This window comes from Endozoicomonas sp. ONNA1, assembly GCF_024606325.1.
Taxonomy (GTDB): Bacteria; Pseudomonadota; Gammaproteobacteria; order Pseudomonadales; family Endozoicomonadaceae; genus Endozoicomonas_A.
Genome location: NZ_JAHHPN010000424.1, coordinates 38,320 through 53,219, shown reverse-complemented (window position 1 = coordinate 53,219; position 14,900 = coordinate 38,320). Strand labels below are relative to the sequence as shown.

The 14,900-nt window shown below is 47.9% G+C and carries 12 protein-coding genes; 6 read left to right on the top strand and 6 right to left on the bottom strand.

Features of this window, described 5'->3' with window-relative positions; translation table 11 throughout:
- The first annotated feature begins 69 nt into the window (after positions 1-69).
- Positions 70-1,764, top strand: coding sequence for an alpha-galactosidase (locus tag KDK19_RS09705; RefSeq protein ID WP_257280566.1), 1,695 nt, complete (start codon positions 70-72; stop codon positions 1,762-1,764).
- Positions 1,765-1,831: 67 nt separating this feature from the next.
- Here the strand turns inward: KDK19_RS09705 and KDK19_RS09700 are convergent, their stop codons facing one another.
- Positions 1,832-2,344 (bottom strand): SprT family zinc-dependent metalloprotease, encoded by a 513-nt coding sequence (locus KDK19_RS09700; RefSeq protein WP_257288636.1) that lies wholly within the window; start codon positions 2,342-2,344, stop codon positions 1,832-1,834.
- 143 nt (positions 2,345-2,487) lie between these two features.
- Complete coding sequence (locus KDK19_RS09695) at positions 2,488-3,099, bottom strand: Yip1 family protein (RefSeq protein WP_257253254.1); 612 nt, start codon at positions 3,097-3,099, stop codon at positions 2,488-2,490.
- A 415-nt stretch (positions 3,100-3,514) separates the two neighbouring features.
- Here KDK19_RS09695 and KDK19_RS09690 point away from each other — a divergent pair, with 415 nt between their 5' ends.
- On the top strand, positions 3,515-4,345 hold the full coding sequence (locus KDK19_RS09690) for a glucosaminidase domain-containing protein (RefSeq protein ID WP_257253255.1): 831 nt from the start codon (positions 3,515-3,517) through the stop codon (positions 4,343-4,345).
- A gap of 215 nt (positions 4,346-4,560) precedes the next feature.
- Here the strand turns inward: KDK19_RS09690 and ttcA are convergent, their stop codons facing one another.
- Complete coding sequence (gene ttcA, locus KDK19_RS09685; protein WP_257253256.1) at positions 4,561-5,481, bottom strand: tRNA 2-thiocytidine(32) synthetase TtcA; 921 nt, start codon at positions 5,479-5,481, stop codon at positions 4,561-4,563.
- A 319-nt stretch (positions 5,482-5,800) separates the two neighbouring features.
- Here ttcA and KDK19_RS09680 point away from each other — a divergent pair, with 319 nt between their 5' ends.
- Together KDK19_RS09680 and KDK19_RS09675 are read left to right on the top strand one after the other, a co-directional pair.
- On the top strand, positions 5,801-6,136 hold the full coding sequence (locus tag KDK19_RS09680) for a TraR/DksA family transcriptional regulator (protein ID WP_257253257.1): 336 nt from the start codon (positions 5,801-5,803) through the stop codon (positions 6,134-6,136).
- A gap of 170 nt (positions 6,137-6,306) precedes the next feature.
- Entirely contained in the window at positions 6,307-6,573 is a 267-nt protein-coding gene (locus KDK19_RS09675) for a GIY-YIG nuclease family protein (RefSeq protein ID WP_257253287.1), read from the top strand.
- Between the two features lie 50 nt (positions 6,574-6,623).
- On the opposite strand, the gene KDK19_RS09670 is transcribed toward KDK19_RS09675, so the two are convergent.
- From KDK19_RS09670 to fnr, 3 genes are all read right to left on the bottom strand, one after another.
- Complete coding sequence (locus KDK19_RS09670) at positions 6,624-7,151, bottom strand: hypothetical protein (protein WP_257253258.1); 528 nt, start codon at positions 7,149-7,151, stop codon at positions 6,624-6,626.
- Between the two features lie 210 nt (positions 7,152-7,361).
- Positions 7,362-7,904, bottom strand: coding sequence for an adenine phosphoribosyltransferase (locus tag KDK19_RS09665; RefSeq protein WP_257253259.1), 543 nt, complete (start codon positions 7,902-7,904; stop codon positions 7,362-7,364).
- A 31-nt stretch (positions 7,905-7,935) separates the two neighbouring features.
- Positions 7,936-8,694 (bottom strand): fumarate/nitrate reduction transcriptional regulator Fnr, encoded by a 759-nt coding sequence (gene fnr / locus KDK19_RS09660; RefSeq protein WP_257253260.1) that lies wholly within the window; start codon positions 8,692-8,694, stop codon positions 7,936-7,938.
- Positions 8,695-9,012: 318 nt separating this feature from the next.
- On the opposite strand from fnr, the gene KDK19_RS09655 reads away from it, so the two are divergent.
- Both KDK19_RS09655 and KDK19_RS09650 read left to right on the top strand, forming a co-directional pair.
- Positions 9,013-13,185, top strand: coding sequence for a hypothetical protein (locus KDK19_RS09655; RefSeq protein WP_257291829.1), 4,173 nt, complete (start codon positions 9,013-9,015; stop codon positions 13,183-13,185).
- A gap of 113 nt (positions 13,186-13,298) precedes the next feature.
- Entirely contained in the window at positions 13,299-14,888 is a 1,590-nt protein-coding gene (locus KDK19_RS09650; RefSeq protein ID WP_257280567.1) for an autotransporter domain-containing protein, read from the top strand.
- Positions 14,889-14,900: the final 12 nt, after the last annotated feature.

Here is a 14,900-nt window from a genome sequence, read left to right as displayed (position 1 = left end):
TTTTTTGCCAGCTTTAAACAGGTTCATATGTCTCATACCATTCATTTGCCGTGTCACAGAGAGCTCACAGTGAATAATCCAGACTTGCTGGATAACATTTGTGAAAATGAAGTGACCTTTTGTTATAACGGTTTGCATGACAATCCAATACCAGACAATTACCAGCTATTTACCAGTGAGTTTGATTTTGAGTTCAGTGCGACTTTGCTGGGTGATGGCTTTCAAATGCTGGCACAAACCACAGGGACGTTTGACAAGCCGGTCGATGTTGGTCGATGCCCGGATAACGACAGTAGTTATCGGATTTATGGGGAACAGCAGAGAAAGCGTTATTACAACTACCTGATTATTGAAGGTTCAGCGGAGTATACCTTGTTTGGTTTTACCCGCTGTTATCGCTATGCGGGCTACTTCGAAGTAGTCAATGGTGAGAGCGGTATTATGATATCGGCATGCATTGATGGGGAAGGAACTTCTCCTCGGGACTCTGGCAGCAAAGAGCTGGAGTCAGTCGTTGTGCTAAGTGGAGATTCTTTATCTCAGCTGTATCAACAATACGCAAAGTTGATCGCTCAGCATCACCCCGCAAGGGCAGGCGTCGGGCAACCAGCACCCATCGGCTGGTGCTCTTGGTATGCCTATTATGCTGATGTCACCGGAGACAACATTCGCCAGAATCTCAATCTAATGGCAGGTGATCTTGGTAGCCTGGAGTGGGTGCTGCTGGATGATGGTTATCAGGCGTTTATGGGCGACTGGTTGTCTCCTTCGGATAAATTTTCCGGAGGAGTGAAAGAATTAATTGCGGATATCAGGCGCAAAGGAAAAAAACCGGCGATTTGGCTTGCTCCTTTTATTGCTCAGCCTGAGTCGCAACTGTTTGAACAGAATCCATCATGGTTTGTCCGCCATCATAACGGTGATCTCCTCAAAGCCGAAGATGTGACGTACGGAGGCTGGCGTTGTACCCCCTGGTATGTACTGGATACATCCAACCCCGAAGTACTAGCTCATTTAACTCACCTGGTCAGAACCATGCGAGAAGAGTGGGGTGTCGAGCTGTTTAAACTCGATGCCAATTATTGGGGAGCGCTTAAAGGAAAACGTTATCAGAGAGGCGTCACCGGAGTGCAGGCTTACCGAATGGGGATGGAGGCAATAGCGGAAGGCGCTCAAAATGCTTTGTTACTCGGGTGTAACGCACCCATGTGGCCATCTCTGGGACTTGTAGATGCCATGAGAGTCTCTGACGATGTGGAGCGGAACGCTCAGCGGTTTGAGCAAATTGCAAAAGAAACCTTCTATCGTAGTTGGCAGCATCGTAAATTGTGGCAAATCGATCCTGATTGCGGCACATTTGTTTCGCTTGCTAATCAATCAACGGATCGTTGTAATTACGACTTTCATCGTAATGTCTTACTTGCCAGCGGTGGGCTTTTGCTTTCGGGCGATCCGCTGCCTGATCTCACTCCCTTTGCTAAAAAGACATTAAGCAAATTGATACTGCGCCATCGTTACAGTCAGGACGCCGCCCAATTTACTTCACTGTCTTTACATCATGCTTCTCTTGCTTTAACAGAGGGTAAAAAGCTGCACTGTTTATTCAACTACAACGAGAACGCCAGGGAGGTGGCATTGACCTCCGATCAGCCGGTGTATTGGCGCGATTATTGGACTGGCGAGAAGTTAACTGAAGAACCTGTTCAGAAGGTGATGGTAGCATTGGATGCCGGGTTAACCAGCCGTGCAATTATTGCTTCGTGATAAGAGAAGTTCCCTCTCAAAAAAGAGTGGTTTCACCACTCTTAAATTGCCACTGAAGTACAGGTTCTCAAACGCTGATTCTCTCAACGAACTTCAAAGGTTCCCGGCACTGGGTACAGAGATAGACGGTACCTTTTACTGCCCTGTTATGGCGGATGGTACTGAGTGGGATGGTCTTTCCTTTACAGCTGCAACTATACAAAAATGGCCTTTTACTGGTATTGCTGGTGTTGTAGCTGTGCGTTCTACGGGCCGGCAGTCTGAAAACCTCTTCCATAATCCATTGCCACTCCCTGCCATGGGGACGGATTTTTCTGCCAAACAGTTGGTGAGCAATGAGGTGTGCGACTTCATGGCCCACGGTATGCGTCAGAAAATGCTCCTGGTTTTCTTTAAATAGTTGCTTGTTGAGGCGTAACAGGTTTTTTTCTGTCCAAGCCTGACCGGCGGTTTCACCTCTTAAATTGAGGCTGATCTGTGGACGCGGAAATTGTTTAAGAAAGTGCCGCTCAGCCAGGCAGTAAAGCTCACTGACCCGTAACTCAATGGCAGGCAAATAGAGACATTGTGTATTCGACATAAACTAACTGATTTGAAAAACTTTCCAGAGGATAGATCAGGGAAATTGTATCTGTACAGCTTGCTTATTGGAATAATCAGACAGGGTTCAGGGCGTCGCTTCCAGATGATATGACTTAATTCATCTGGCCTGACGCTGAAGTTTTAGTGAGCTTGAATGTATTCAGGGCCTACACCCATGCCCCAGAAAATAACAGTGGTGATCATAATAGAGACCAAAACAACCAGCCCGATACAAAGCACTGAGCTGGCATAGACAAATCCCTGCTCTTTGGGTATTCGCATAAAGGTTGGCAGACCAGAATACAACATCCATGCAGAGCAGGAAGTGGCAATGGTGCCTGCGACGATAGTCAACCAGATAGAGGGATAAAGTCCGCAGAAGCCCGCCAGGAAGAGTGGTGCAGCTGTGTAGCAGCTAAATGCAACACTCTGTGTCATGGTGGGCTTGCTGCCAAAGGTTTCTGCCATCCATTGGATGAATGCACCCATAACAGCAACACCGGCCAGTATGGCCAGCCAGGCAAAAAATGCCATGTAAGCAGCACTGGCTTCTGTTAACTTGATGACCTGATCACTGCCGGGGACTGTCCAACCGGTTCGAGTCGTTCCCAGATAAGTACATATGGCTGGCAGGGCCGCCAGCCAGATGACCTGACCCAGGTAGAGGCGAAGAATACCGGGAGGGTGCTCTCGAATAATGCTCCACTCTTCTTCGGGACGAGAGAGAAGTCCCCAAAAATGACTTAATATCATGGTGCAACCTCCATTATGGCTGTACCAGTAGCTGGTAATCCTTACATTGAACTTTGTAATCAGCTACAAAACAGCGGCTAATATGTTGTTATTATTCACTGCGTCAGGCATCGGTTCTTCCTGTTCAACAGGATCGTTTGATAGCCTTGATTTCAGTGTCTAATTATTTCTAACACGATGTAAAGTAATATCGTCCAAAGGCAGGTTATTTATTGAATAATACGGCAATTATTTAGCACCTTATCAGCCACCTGATAGCTTAGGTCATGACAGGTTAGGTGGATCGTAAGGTCAGGGGGCTAGTATGATAGAACTCCGGAGTGATTAAATGCCTCTGAGGCGGTGCCGTTTTTGTTGAAGTATTGTGTGGAAAGAGTCGTTTTTGCCAAGCTGGCTCAGGAGTATTGCTAATACCATGATGAATAAAATTGATCGTTATTTTCTTTTGCTACTGGCGGGACTTGTCGCTCTGGCAAGCTGGTATAACAAAGATTTTCAGCCTGTTAAAGAGCCCGCAGTAGAACAGGTAAAAAAGATCAGCAAGGAGGAGGTTAAGAAAAAGGTTCAAAAGGATATTCCTGATTTTGCCTCCATCGAAGACGTCAACAAGAAGAAAAGTCACTTCTTTGGCTTCATCAAGCAAATGGTTGATGAAGAGAATGAGCGTCTGGCGGGTATCCGTCAGGAAATTAAAATGCTAAGAGACAAATCGACTCTGCATGAAGCCGAAGAAAAGTGGTTATTTGATATTGCCAGAAAATTCAGGGTGGATGAAGAGTTTAGAGTCAGTGATGATTTTTATGACGACCTGTTGAGTAGGGCGGATGAGATTCCGGTCTCTCTTGCTTTGGTGCAGGCAGCTAACGAGTCGGCCTGGGGGACTTCAAGGTTTGCCGTTGAAGCCAACAATTACTTTGGCCAGTGGTGTTTTACTCCGGGCTGTGGTGTTATTCCCGGTGAGCGTCCGGAAGGTGCGACTTACGAGGTCAGGAAGTTTTCTTCAATGGCTGCATCGGTTCGGTCTTACATGCACAATCTCAATACCAGCCATCATTATGAAGGTTTGAGGGAGCTGCGCTCAAAAAGAAGATCCATGGGGAAGCCAGTTACCGGTCCGATGCTGGCACATGGACTTCATGCCTATTCCTCAAGAGGGATCGATTACATAGAAGAGTTGATATTCATGATTGAGAGTAACGATTTACTAAAGTTCGATCTGGAAAAGCCTTTAACGGATCAGTATTAATTGATGGATGACTTTGGTAATAATGCATCTAATGATACTGCTAATGCCTCAGCAAACGACTCCCTCCGGTGCATACCGGAGGGATTGTATAAATAGCGAAGCACGCCATTGAAAACAGAAGATTGTTCAGTCAGGGGGGGCATGGGGCAGGATCAGGGGAATCCGTTATTACGGGAACTTTGCCAGTAAAAACTGTCCGATCTTGCCTGATAAGCCTAAAGGTTAATCAAATTTACAATGGAGGCTTGTTCAGGCTTTTCATCTTCATCGTTTTGATCCCTGAAGGTCAGAGGTACATCCACCGGGTCAAATGCTGTGTCACCCTCTTCAGCAGGCTGGCCATCCGCCACCAGATTTCTGAAATCAAATAATGAGCTGTCTGCCAGATGGGAGGGAGCTACGTTTCTCAGAGCTCTGAACATACTTTCCATTCTGCCGGGGAAGCGCTTGTCCCAATCAGTGAACATAGCTTTGATCGCTTGCCTCTGAAGGTTTTCCTGAGAGCCGCAGAGGTTACAGGGGATAATCGGAAATGCTTTGAACCCGGAGAAACGGATAATATCTCTTTCACGGCAGAAGGCCAGAGGGCGGATAACCGTGTGCTGACCGTCGTCACTAACCAGTTTGGGCGGCATGGCTTTCATCTTGCCGCCATAGAACATGTTCAGGAACAGAGTTTCTAAAATATCATCCCGGTGGTGGCCTAAGGCAATCTTGGTGGCTTTCAGCTCGCTGGCTGTGCGGTAGAGAATGCCCCGGCGCAGGCGTGAGCAGAGTGCGCACGTGGTTTTTCCTTCAGGCACCTTCTCTTTGACAATGGAGTAAGTATCTTCTTCGACAATGCGATACTCAACGCCCAGATTTTCAAGATAATCAGGCAGCACATGTTCAGGGAAGCCAGGCTGTTTTTGATCAAGGTTAACTGCGATAACGTCAAAATTGACCGGCGCATAGGTCTTCAGATTCAGCATAATGTCCAGCAGGGTATAGCTGTCCTTTCCCCCTGACAGACAGACCATGATGCGGTCACCATCCTCAATCATGTGGTATTCAGCGATGGCCTGACCAACCTCTCGTCTCAGGCGTTTCTGTAGCTTGTTGAAGTTGGTTTTTGCGCTTTTTGTCTGACTCTGCATTTTGGTTCTGTCTTGTCTCTCAAAGTACCCAACTTCATTTAAAGCCCGGAAAGGGGGCGGTTAAACCGGGTGACTTACAGCTCTGAATAATGGTCAAACGGGCAGGAACCCGAAAATTGAGGACATTATAATAAAAGGTTTAACGATAGGCATCAGGGATATCTCCCGAATTTCGCAGGGCTGCATGCGACTGTTGCGAATGAGCTGTCGAAATATAGTTAACTGTGGCTATGCTTAGCTAATGGACAGAATGCGAAGGGACATAGCATCCAGTCGTTTATACACACAATAATCGTCGACATTTATTCAGGGGATTTCCATGGCTGATTACGAGAAACTTAAAGTCTGGTTATTGTCTCGCAGAGATGAGTTGAATGTTCGTCTCGGAAACATCAGTAAAGATATGACTCGCAGGGCCAATGCCGATTGGTCAGAACAGGCGCAGGAGAGGGAAAATGATGAGGTTATTGACCAGCTGGGTAATGATGCCCGGGCTGAACTTAACCTGGTTAACAAAGCGCTGGATCGTATGAATCATGATGATTACGGCTTCTGCACCGGCTGTGGTGACAAAATCATTGAAGCCCGTCTGATCGCGATGCCATACGCCGATCTGTGTATTAAGTGTGCAGAAAAGCGCGATCGGGCCAGCTGACGTCATCAGCTCTGTAGGGGGCAATTTCGTTACGAATCTTGATTTAAAAGGGAGGGTGAGTACTCGCCAGCAGGTATGACCGCAAGCTTATTAACTCAAGCTGAATGATTCCCGCCTTTTCGAGAATGATGATCGAAGGAGTATCAATGCTTAAGTAACCTTGCGTTTACATACTTGCCAGTAAGAGAAATGGAGCACTGCATATTGGTGTAACCAGTCACCTGATTCAGAGGATATGGCAACGCAAAAACGACCTGGCTTCTGGTTTTACAGCAGAACATAACGTTCACATGCGGGTTTACTTTGGGCAGCGTGAAACGATGGAGTCCGCCGTCATCCGCGAAAAACAGCTGAAGAAATGGAATCGCCAGTGGAAGATTGATTTGATTGAAAAAGAAAACCCGCAATGGAATGACCTGTGGGATTATATTCAATGACCGTTTGCAACATCCCCCATTGTCTCGAAATTGTCCGCTACAGAGCAGCATCAGGGAGTCTTGACACTCTCTGATACTGACTCTTCTGTCTCAATTGAATTCGTTATTAAAGTCTTGTAGCTCGCCACAAAGCTCTCGATGGGGCCGGGGTGGTGACGGTGGTAGTAATTATGCCAAAGCTTACCCAGAGCATGGACATCATCATGGGGTACTTTGTGGATGGGTTTATTGGTTCGATAATAAATCATCCAGGCAATGGCTGTTGCGTAAGAGAGGTTGGTCGCTAATTCCAGGTGTGGATGAGCCAGAAATTCTCTCTGGCTGGCCAGCCCCCGGATCAAACTGGAAAGGTCGGCCTTCTTCGCCAGATAATGATCCCAGATGTTGCGATGCATTCTGGGCGAGATTTGAAATATCCCCAAAGCCTGATGGTGTTCTTGTTTAAGATGAAAACCCAGCCCGGATTCTCTGGCGGCAGTCCCCAGCAGCAGGTTTTCTGCAGTAGGGCTCCACATTCTTAAATGTTTCAGGGTAGGGCGAACAACGTAGTGGCGCAGCTCCTTTGCACAAATACCCATCGGGATTTCCTTTGCTTTAGAGCATTATTTTCATTATTCAGATTATCGTAGCACTCAAAAAAATCTGAAGTACAGCAAAATTTAACCAGGGAGCACTTCAGAGCATGAAAAACACAGCAGCACCTGAAGTTATTTCCGATAAAACCGAATATCAGGCCACCGTGGAAGGGGTAGAAGTGAGTTTGATGCAGATAGAGCAAATAAGGGGGGTTATTCCCCTTCAAATTCACACAGAGAGAAGACCGGAACTCCTGCTTCGTTCAATGTCTTTGAACCTCCAAGATCCGGAAGGTCCATGATGGCAGCCGCTTCCAGAATTTGTCCGCCGAGTTGTTTGACCAGATGACTGGCCGCAAGCAAAGTGCCGCCTGTTGCGATCAGGTCGTCGACCAGAATCACTTTATCACCTTTCTTAATGGTGTCTGAATGAACTTCCAGGGTCGCCGTACCGTATTCGAGCTCATAATCCCGGGCGACGGTATGGAAGGGCAGTTTCCCCTTTTTCCTGAATAAGACCAGTGGCTTGTTCAAAGCATACGACAGCGCAGAGCCCAACAGGAAACCCCGTGCATCAAGGGCACCGATCCGGTCAAACTCAACATTCATGTACCGATGAATGAGGCTGTCCATGACTGACCGCCAGGCTTTGGGGTTCTCGAAAAGCGTGGTAACGTCCCGAAAATAAATGCCAGGGTTTGGCCAGTCAGGAACGGTTCTAATCTGTGCTTTCAGATAAGCTTCATCAACGATCATTTTTTTGCCTTACTGTCCATTCCGGGCGAGCTTATGCGGTGGAGATAATCTGTTCCAAATCGACAGACTTTCCACCCGCCAGTGAGCATAATTGAACCGGGTCACGGATTTCAATCTCTTTGCCCACTGCGAAGATCAGGCCGTTTTTTTGAAATCGGGTAAATACCCGGCTAACGGTTTCTACAGCCAGTCCCAGGTAGTTGCCCATTTCGTTGCGGGACATGGACAGCCGGAATGACTGAGATGAGAACCCCCTGCGACGAAAACGACTGGCCAGATTGATCAGGAAAGTCGCAATCCTTTCATCGGCGTTCTTCTTGGACAGTAGCATCATCATCTGCTGATCTTCCCGGATTTTCTTGCTCATCAGGCGCATCATATGACGACGCAACTCTGGGAATCGGTCGGACAGGGTTTCTAGCTGATCAAAGGGGATCTCACAGATCATGGTGGTTTCCATAGCCTGTGCAGAGACAGGGTAGACGTCAGTATCCATACCACTCAGGCCCAGTATCTCGCTGGGAAGGTAGAAAGATGTGATCTGTTCCTCACCTTCGTTGGTGGCGGTATAGGTCTTAATGGCCCCGGAGCGGACAGCGAAGACGCTGGTAAAGGGGTCTCCTTCCAGGAACAGGTGTTCCCCCTTCTTGAGAGGGCGGCCTCGCTTGATGATGCGATCAAGCTGGTCAATGTCTTGTAGACTCAATGCCAGCGGCAGGCAGAGAGAGCTAAGACTACAGTCTCTGCAGGCCACATGGCCAGGCTGTCGTACATTGGGCTTTGACGTCATTGAGTGGCCTCAAAGTCGTATTGGCGAAATCGCTGCACATTCTATTGAAAATGTTATCTGAGTGTAAGTCTGTGCTTTCCGAGACTAAAGTGTAATTCCTTCATACTTAAGGTTTTTTTCGGAAAATGCTTATCAGGTTTCGATAAGTTCGCGGTAAAAAGTATTGCCCTTGATCAGCAGGTTGGACCTTTAGCTACAGGGTTTATGGAGGTCGCTGTGAACGCTATCAATAACTATTAGTAAAGAAAAATATTCTTCACGGCCAATGTGCCGATAACTGTTTTCAATACAATTTCGTAAATCAGGGAGATTTACGCCATGAGTCTGTTCAGCTCAGTGACGGGGATTTTCTTTAGGCCAGCCGTGCCAGAGGCTGAACCCAGAACCTTTGAGGAACTCGTTGACGCAGAAGGTCTGACATTTAATGATCTTACGCCACGGGAAAAGAAAATCCTGATGGACAGAAAGGGCGAGCTGGAGCTGGATAAACTCAGATCATTAAAACTCGAAGAGGCCGAGTGTGCTGAGCTTGAAGAGACGCATCGCACCAGACTTCAGAAAAGCTCGATCTGGAATGGCCGGAGAATCGCTGTCACCATCGCCAAGGGGACTGGGGTTATGGTCGTTGGGGCCTTTGCAGCGGGGGCTGCTTCTGTCTCTATTCCTGTCGCTGCCGGAGTAGCTGTGTGCACGGGAGTAGGCTATTTGTTTTATCTTCGAACTCATGCGGGTGAGCTGGAAACGCGTTCAAAGCAACTGACTGATTTTGTCGTTACACACGCACAACCCCAGAGAATTATTCGGGAACAGCTGGAGATCAGAGAGTCTGAACGTGCAGAGGCTCTGAACAGAACGCTCCATCAGACACAAGAAGAGCTGGCGTTGGAGAGACAGCGAAAAGCAGAGTTGGCCAGTCAGCTGTTTCCGGAAAAATCGGATCTGGCCTCAGGGCAAGAACACTTTCAGGAGATGCAGTATTTAATCGAACAACTCAGGTTTGCCGAGCAACGTCAAAAAGAGCTGGGCGATGAGTTAAGAGTACTGACAGAGCGGCACAAAAACGTTGATCTTGAGACACTGAGAGTGAATGAAGAAGTTGAACGATTGAGTGATGCTCTCAGGAACTGGCAAGATACTGAAAAAGGGGGAGAGCTTCAGCTTGCCCGTGAAAAGGTCATGGCCCTTGAAGGTGAAGCACGGACACTCACTGAAAAGATTAAAGAAAAAGATATTGAGCTTGAAAGGCTGAATCGGCAGAAGAGCCTTCAGGCCAACGATATTCAGGCACTGATTCTGCAAAATAAAGCCGTTGAGCGAGGCACTATTAAGCCATTGCAGAGAAAACTAAAGGTAGCCGAGCGAATGCTTGTCGATGCAGAAAACGCTCAGCAGGCGATTCAAAACCAGCTCTTCCAAACTCAGCAGACTGTCCGATCCCTGGAAGGAGAGGTCAAGACGGTTTCTGATGAAGCGGATACCCGCAGAGCTCATTTGGAAAGTGCTTTAGAAAGGGTTCAGTTTCTGGAGAATCAGTTAAGTCTTGCCATTCAGAATAAAGATAAAAACTTTCAGGAATATCTGGTTGTTATTAGTGAGCTAAATACTGTTCGAACGCAGCTTGTAAGCAGTCAGGAGTTACAAAAGGAGCTGGAAACCCAATTGGAGAATGATCAGGCTGCTCAGCACATTCAGGTAAGGCGACTGGGGGCAGATCTGGAGAAACTGCAAAAAGAGAAAGCCCTGTTGATCAATAGCTCGGAAAAGATCGCTTCTGAGAATCGGTTGTATCGGGAGCAGGTTGCTCTTCTCACCCGGGAAGAGCAGATGGTCAGGGCGCGTTGGGTAGAGGCACACCAGTCGACTCAGCGTCTGAAGAATGTTGAAAAAGAACTTAAGGCTCAGGGTGAACTGCTTACAGAAACCAGAGTTCACTTACAGCATGAGGCTTCTTCCAGAAAAGTGCTGGAAGCGGAGCTCAATGGCTTTAAGCAGTGGGAAGCAAACGTTGCCAAAGAAAAAGCTTCGCTGGAGGCGCAGATCCAGCGTCTCAGGGATCAGAAAAAAACAGACCAGACTGAGCTCGTCAGGACAGCGCATCAGCTTGAAGAGAAAAAGTATGAGCTTAAATTGCTGCAGGAAAGTCATACCCGCCTTCAGGAGCATGTCAGTCAGGGTAAGCTTTCGAAACAGCAGTTGAGAACCGAACTGGATCGCGTGAGAGAAGAGATACTGAATAGAAACAGAGAGATCCGGGAAATTAGTGACCTTTTGCAGAAAACAAAAAGCGCCCTGGAAAGTTCAGAGCAGAAGGTTCTTGACCTCAAAGCAGAACAGGAGACCGTTCGCAGTCAAACCATGCAGGGGCCTGTCTCCAGTGCTATGACTCACGTGAATCAATTGACCGCTGATTTGGTGAATACCAGAGAGCAGCTAAAAAAGGTCGAAGAGCAAAAGTATAATCTGGAGCTACAGTTTCAGGGGCTCAGCAGTATGAATGAGAAGCTGCTGAAAGAAGCCGCTCAGTTTAATAACAAGCGGGGTCAGAAAAAAAGGGTCTGGCAACAGCAAATCAGGCAGGCTAAATATGAAGCTGAACAATGCCAGGCGCTTGCTAAACGATTCCAGCAAGAGTTGATCAGCAAGAACTCATCGGTTGATGAGATGAGTGAGAGGCTCAAGCAATTTGAAGAGGCGTTTGGTCAGGTTTCAGAAGAGTTAAACGTCAAAAAGCAGGAGGCAAATGCAGTCACCATTCAGCTTGAGTCGACCATGATAGAGTCTGAAGAACGAAGGCTAAAGCTGGAAGAGGTGGAACAGTCGAGGGCTAAACTGCAATTCAGGCTGGATTCCCTGACCGGCGAACTTGAAATGCTCAGATCAAAACCGAAAGGCGTTGATAAAGAAGTGCGCCAAAGAGTAGTTGATGAGCTTGCAAAAGCACAGGGCGAGGTTAAACAGCTACAGAGACTGCTGGGTGGCATTGACACCATTGAGGAAAAACTTCAGGCCGATGCTCAGGCATTGCCGAAGCTGAAAGATAAACTCAATGAGATTAATGAACAGCTGATGTTCCTCGAAGGGTCTCTGCAAAGGGTTCATGAATCGGTTCAAACTAAGGCTGAGGAGATTGCTCAGACCCTGTCACGGCTAAAGTCTGAATGGCAGGAGATGGCGGTCATGACTGGACAGGAAATGGTCGCTATCAAACGTCAGGTCGAACAGCTGCATGAGATGAGCTATCTACTGAAAGTCCGGGAGGTAGAGAGTCAGACCAGGACTCTGGAAACTCAAGTCAAGCTGGTAGAAGCTCTGAAAACGCTCAATGAGCTGCAAAAGGGCAGGGATTCTGAAGAGACTGACAAGTTGGCAGAAGAGTTGGTGGCTGCTGAAACCTTGCTGCAAGCATTAAGGGAGGAATCCGAAGAACTGTCACGAAGTCTCATGTCAATGCAGAATCATCCTGCTGTGCTGGTTGACGTTGATCCTGAAGACAGGGAGCTGGACCGACTGCGCAGTGAACTGTTGCTGGAGCAGCAAAAGTCAGAGGACTATGCCAGCCAGATCAGAGAGCTGAAAGTGCAGTTTGTGCGACAGAGTTCTGAAATGCAGCCGTCTGATACCCCTGATGAAGAGTATGCCCTGACAATTTTGGAAGTGGTTAAAAAGTACATTGCCCTTGATGAAAATGAAGCCCGTCCGGGCACAGGTCTTGAAACTCTGTTGACTGATCCTCTGGATTATATTTACCGCATTGATGATTCAGACGACAATGACCGGGACTGGGAGACCGAGCTGGCTGGCGAAGAAGCTCCTGAGAGCTGGCACCTGGCCCTGAAAGAAGAACAGCAACGCTCCAGAGCTTACTTCAAAGAGTTGATGGCCTTTCGGACTTATTTGGTTGCTGAACTGGGGTATCGTGGATTAAAAACAATGGCGCTGGAAGAGTGCAGGGTGGAGCTGGAAGGCATCATCAGTGATTATCTTGGAATATCGGAAGAGCTTAAAGAAATCTCTCTGACGAATTCACCCGTGACGACAACGATGCCTTCGTCATCGCGGGTGCCGCCCGATAGATTGCCAGACCTGGAGTGGGATAATTATGGTGATTTAAGGGGGTCTTCAGATTTGTCGGAGGATGCAGCTCATTCTGATGATGGTATGCAATACGAACCGACCCGGCCTGAAAGTTGGAGCAGCTTTGAGGATTATTATGAGAATGATGAGCTCGGGCAACAGAGACGTGAAGATCATGAACCAGAAATGAACGATCAGCAAGAGCTCAACCAGAAAGTGCTCTCTGTACTGGGTGAACTGGAGAACATTGACCATGAGCTTGCAGAGCTGGGTCAATCTGAGCAAATCGCGGCTTCTTCTATTGGTAAAGAGACTGGGACAGACAGCCGGCGAGCCAGACTGGAGGAAAGGAAAGCAGAACTGAGTGCCTGGCTCCTTCAGGAAGACGTTTACACAGTGATGCAAAAGTTTCGTTAGGAAACGGGCTGTGTACATCTGTTTGTTGAAATAACAACCCTGTTAGTCAAATCCTGAAAATAATCAGTCATAGTCCCCCGAAGGAATTCAATCAGTACTCCGGGGGAAGGATTATGGCCGAAAAATTACTCAAATCAACATTCGTATTGGTCATGCTGCTGGCAGCCGTTGTGTTGCCTGTGCCCGTGCTGGCTATTGATCCGGCCTTACTTGTGACCGGAGGAACGGCCCTTCTGGGGACGGGGCTTGGCGGGCTCTCCTATAGGCTTGGTCAATGGTTGTTCAGTCCGGATAACGGCAGTGACGATAACTCTGCTCCGTTAATAGTTGAACCGGTATCCTTTTTTAATCCCGGTGAGGACAAGCCTTATGAAGTCACTCTCAGGCTCCTTGAAAGTGATGATGGTGGCGGAGGCGGTGGCGATGGTGGAGAAGCCGGGCATGATGAGAAATCTGGATCAGAATCCAGAGATAATATCCCGCTGAGCCCTGAAAGCCCTGAAGGTTCTGAGAAGTCTGAAAAACATAATGAGGCTGTAAAAGGTGCTCAGGAAAAGTGGATGGTCATTAAGGTTGAGAAAGGGGCTGCCAGTCGTGCATTGCAGTCAACGATTAATGAGCCCCTGCCTGAAGTCGGAGAGGTGCTCTATCATCCGAGCCCCAGCGCTCAGGCGACATTAAATGCGACACGTCATCTGGAAATGGCTGCTACTCAGGCATTGTTCAACCAGATGAGTGATCTGCGCCAGATTATGGATTTCTACCGCAGCGGTCAGGCTTTTCTTCTTAATAGTGCCAGTTTGGATCAATACACGTTGAAAGCAGGCAATCAGACCATCACAGAGCAGTTGCAGAGTGATGGCGGCAGTCAGTGGCACAGCTTTGTGCAAACTTATGGCTCGAAATCCCATTATTCATCACTGCCTGGCCTGGAAGAAATGAACGCCAACAGTTACGGGCTGAATGCCGGGGTTTTTAGTCAGGCCACTGAAAATACCATTGTCGGCCTGATGTTTGGTACCCGTAAAACGTCAGCCGTTTTCCAACAGAAATTGGGCTCGGGCTCGGTAGAATCTGTACATTTTGGTCCGTTCATGTCTTGGCAGAGGGATCAATGGCAGTTTGATGGAGCCCTGACTGTTGCTACCAAACAATACAGCAGCCAGCGTAAGCGGGCCGGGGGTGATCGGCTGCGAGCTGATCGCTCAGGCTTAGAGTGGAATGCTTACGGCGCCCTGGGTTATGACATCGACATGAATGACTGGCTCAATGGTCTTACCGTCACGCCAATGGTTGAGTTTCTTTACCATCATTCTGAGTCGGACAGCTTCAGAGAGAAAGGTCTGTCTGGTGAAGGAATGGCTGTGCGCGGGCAATCGTTTGACCAATGGGTTGTCCGGTTGGGCAGTGACTTTGTGTTACTGAATGAAATGGGGGATAAACCCTCAGCCCTGAAGCTCTCTGCGGGCTATCAGCAGCAGACTGTATTGAGTGAAAAGTCCAAATATACAGTCAATGACACTGAGGGGCACGGACAGTCAGAACATCTGTTTCAGGAGATCAACGACACGGGGTTGTATCTGAGTCTGGGCTACCATGGCGAAATGTCTGAGCAATCTGCTCTGAGCATGAATTATACGTTGATTCGATCCAGTCGTAGTATCAGTGACGGCCTTCAACTGGGTTATACACGATCTTTCTAGTCAATCAGTCTG

What these genes read in the sequence shown, in the direction of transcription:
- KDK19_RS09670 (WP_257253258.1), bottom strand. Translation starts at nt 7,151, where the DNA reads ATGGGTATTTGTGCAAAGGAGCTGCGCCACTACGTTGTTCGCCCTACC.
- KDK19_RS09695 (WP_257253254.1), bottom strand. Translation starts at nt 3,099, where the DNA reads ATGATATTAAGTCATTTTTGGGGACTTCTCTCTCGTCCCGAAGAAGAG.
- KDK19_RS09700 (WP_257288636.1), bottom strand. Translation starts at nt 2,344, where the DNA reads ATGTCGAATACACAATGTCTCTATTTGCCTGCCATTGAGTTACGGGTC.
- KDK19_RS09665 (WP_257253259.1), bottom strand. Translation starts at nt 7,904, where the DNA reads ATGATCGTTGATGAAGCTTATCTGAAAGCACAGATTAGAACCGTTCCT.
- ttcA (WP_257253256.1), bottom strand. Translation starts at nt 5,481, where the DNA reads ATGCAGAGTCAGACAAAAAGCGCAAAAACCAACTTCAACAAGCTACAG.
- KDK19_RS09680 (WP_257253257.1), top strand. Translation starts at nt 5,801, where the DNA reads ATGGCTGATTACGAGAAACTTAAAGTCTGGTTATTGTCTCGCAGAGAT.
- KDK19_RS09655 (WP_257291829.1), top strand. Translation starts at nt 9,013, where the DNA reads ATGAGTCTGTTCAGCTCAGTGACGGGGATTTTCTTTAGGCCAGCCGTG.
- KDK19_RS09690 (WP_257253255.1), top strand. Translation starts at nt 3,515, where the DNA reads ATGATGAATAAAATTGATCGTTATTTTCTTTTGCTACTGGCGGGACTT.
- KDK19_RS09650 (WP_257280567.1), top strand. Translation starts at nt 13,299, where the DNA reads ATGGCCGAAAAATTACTCAAATCAACATTCGTATTGGTCATGCTGCTG.
- fnr (WP_257253260.1), bottom strand. Translation starts at nt 8,694, where the DNA reads ATGACGTCAAAGCCCAATGTACGACAGCCTGGCCATGTGGCCTGCAGA.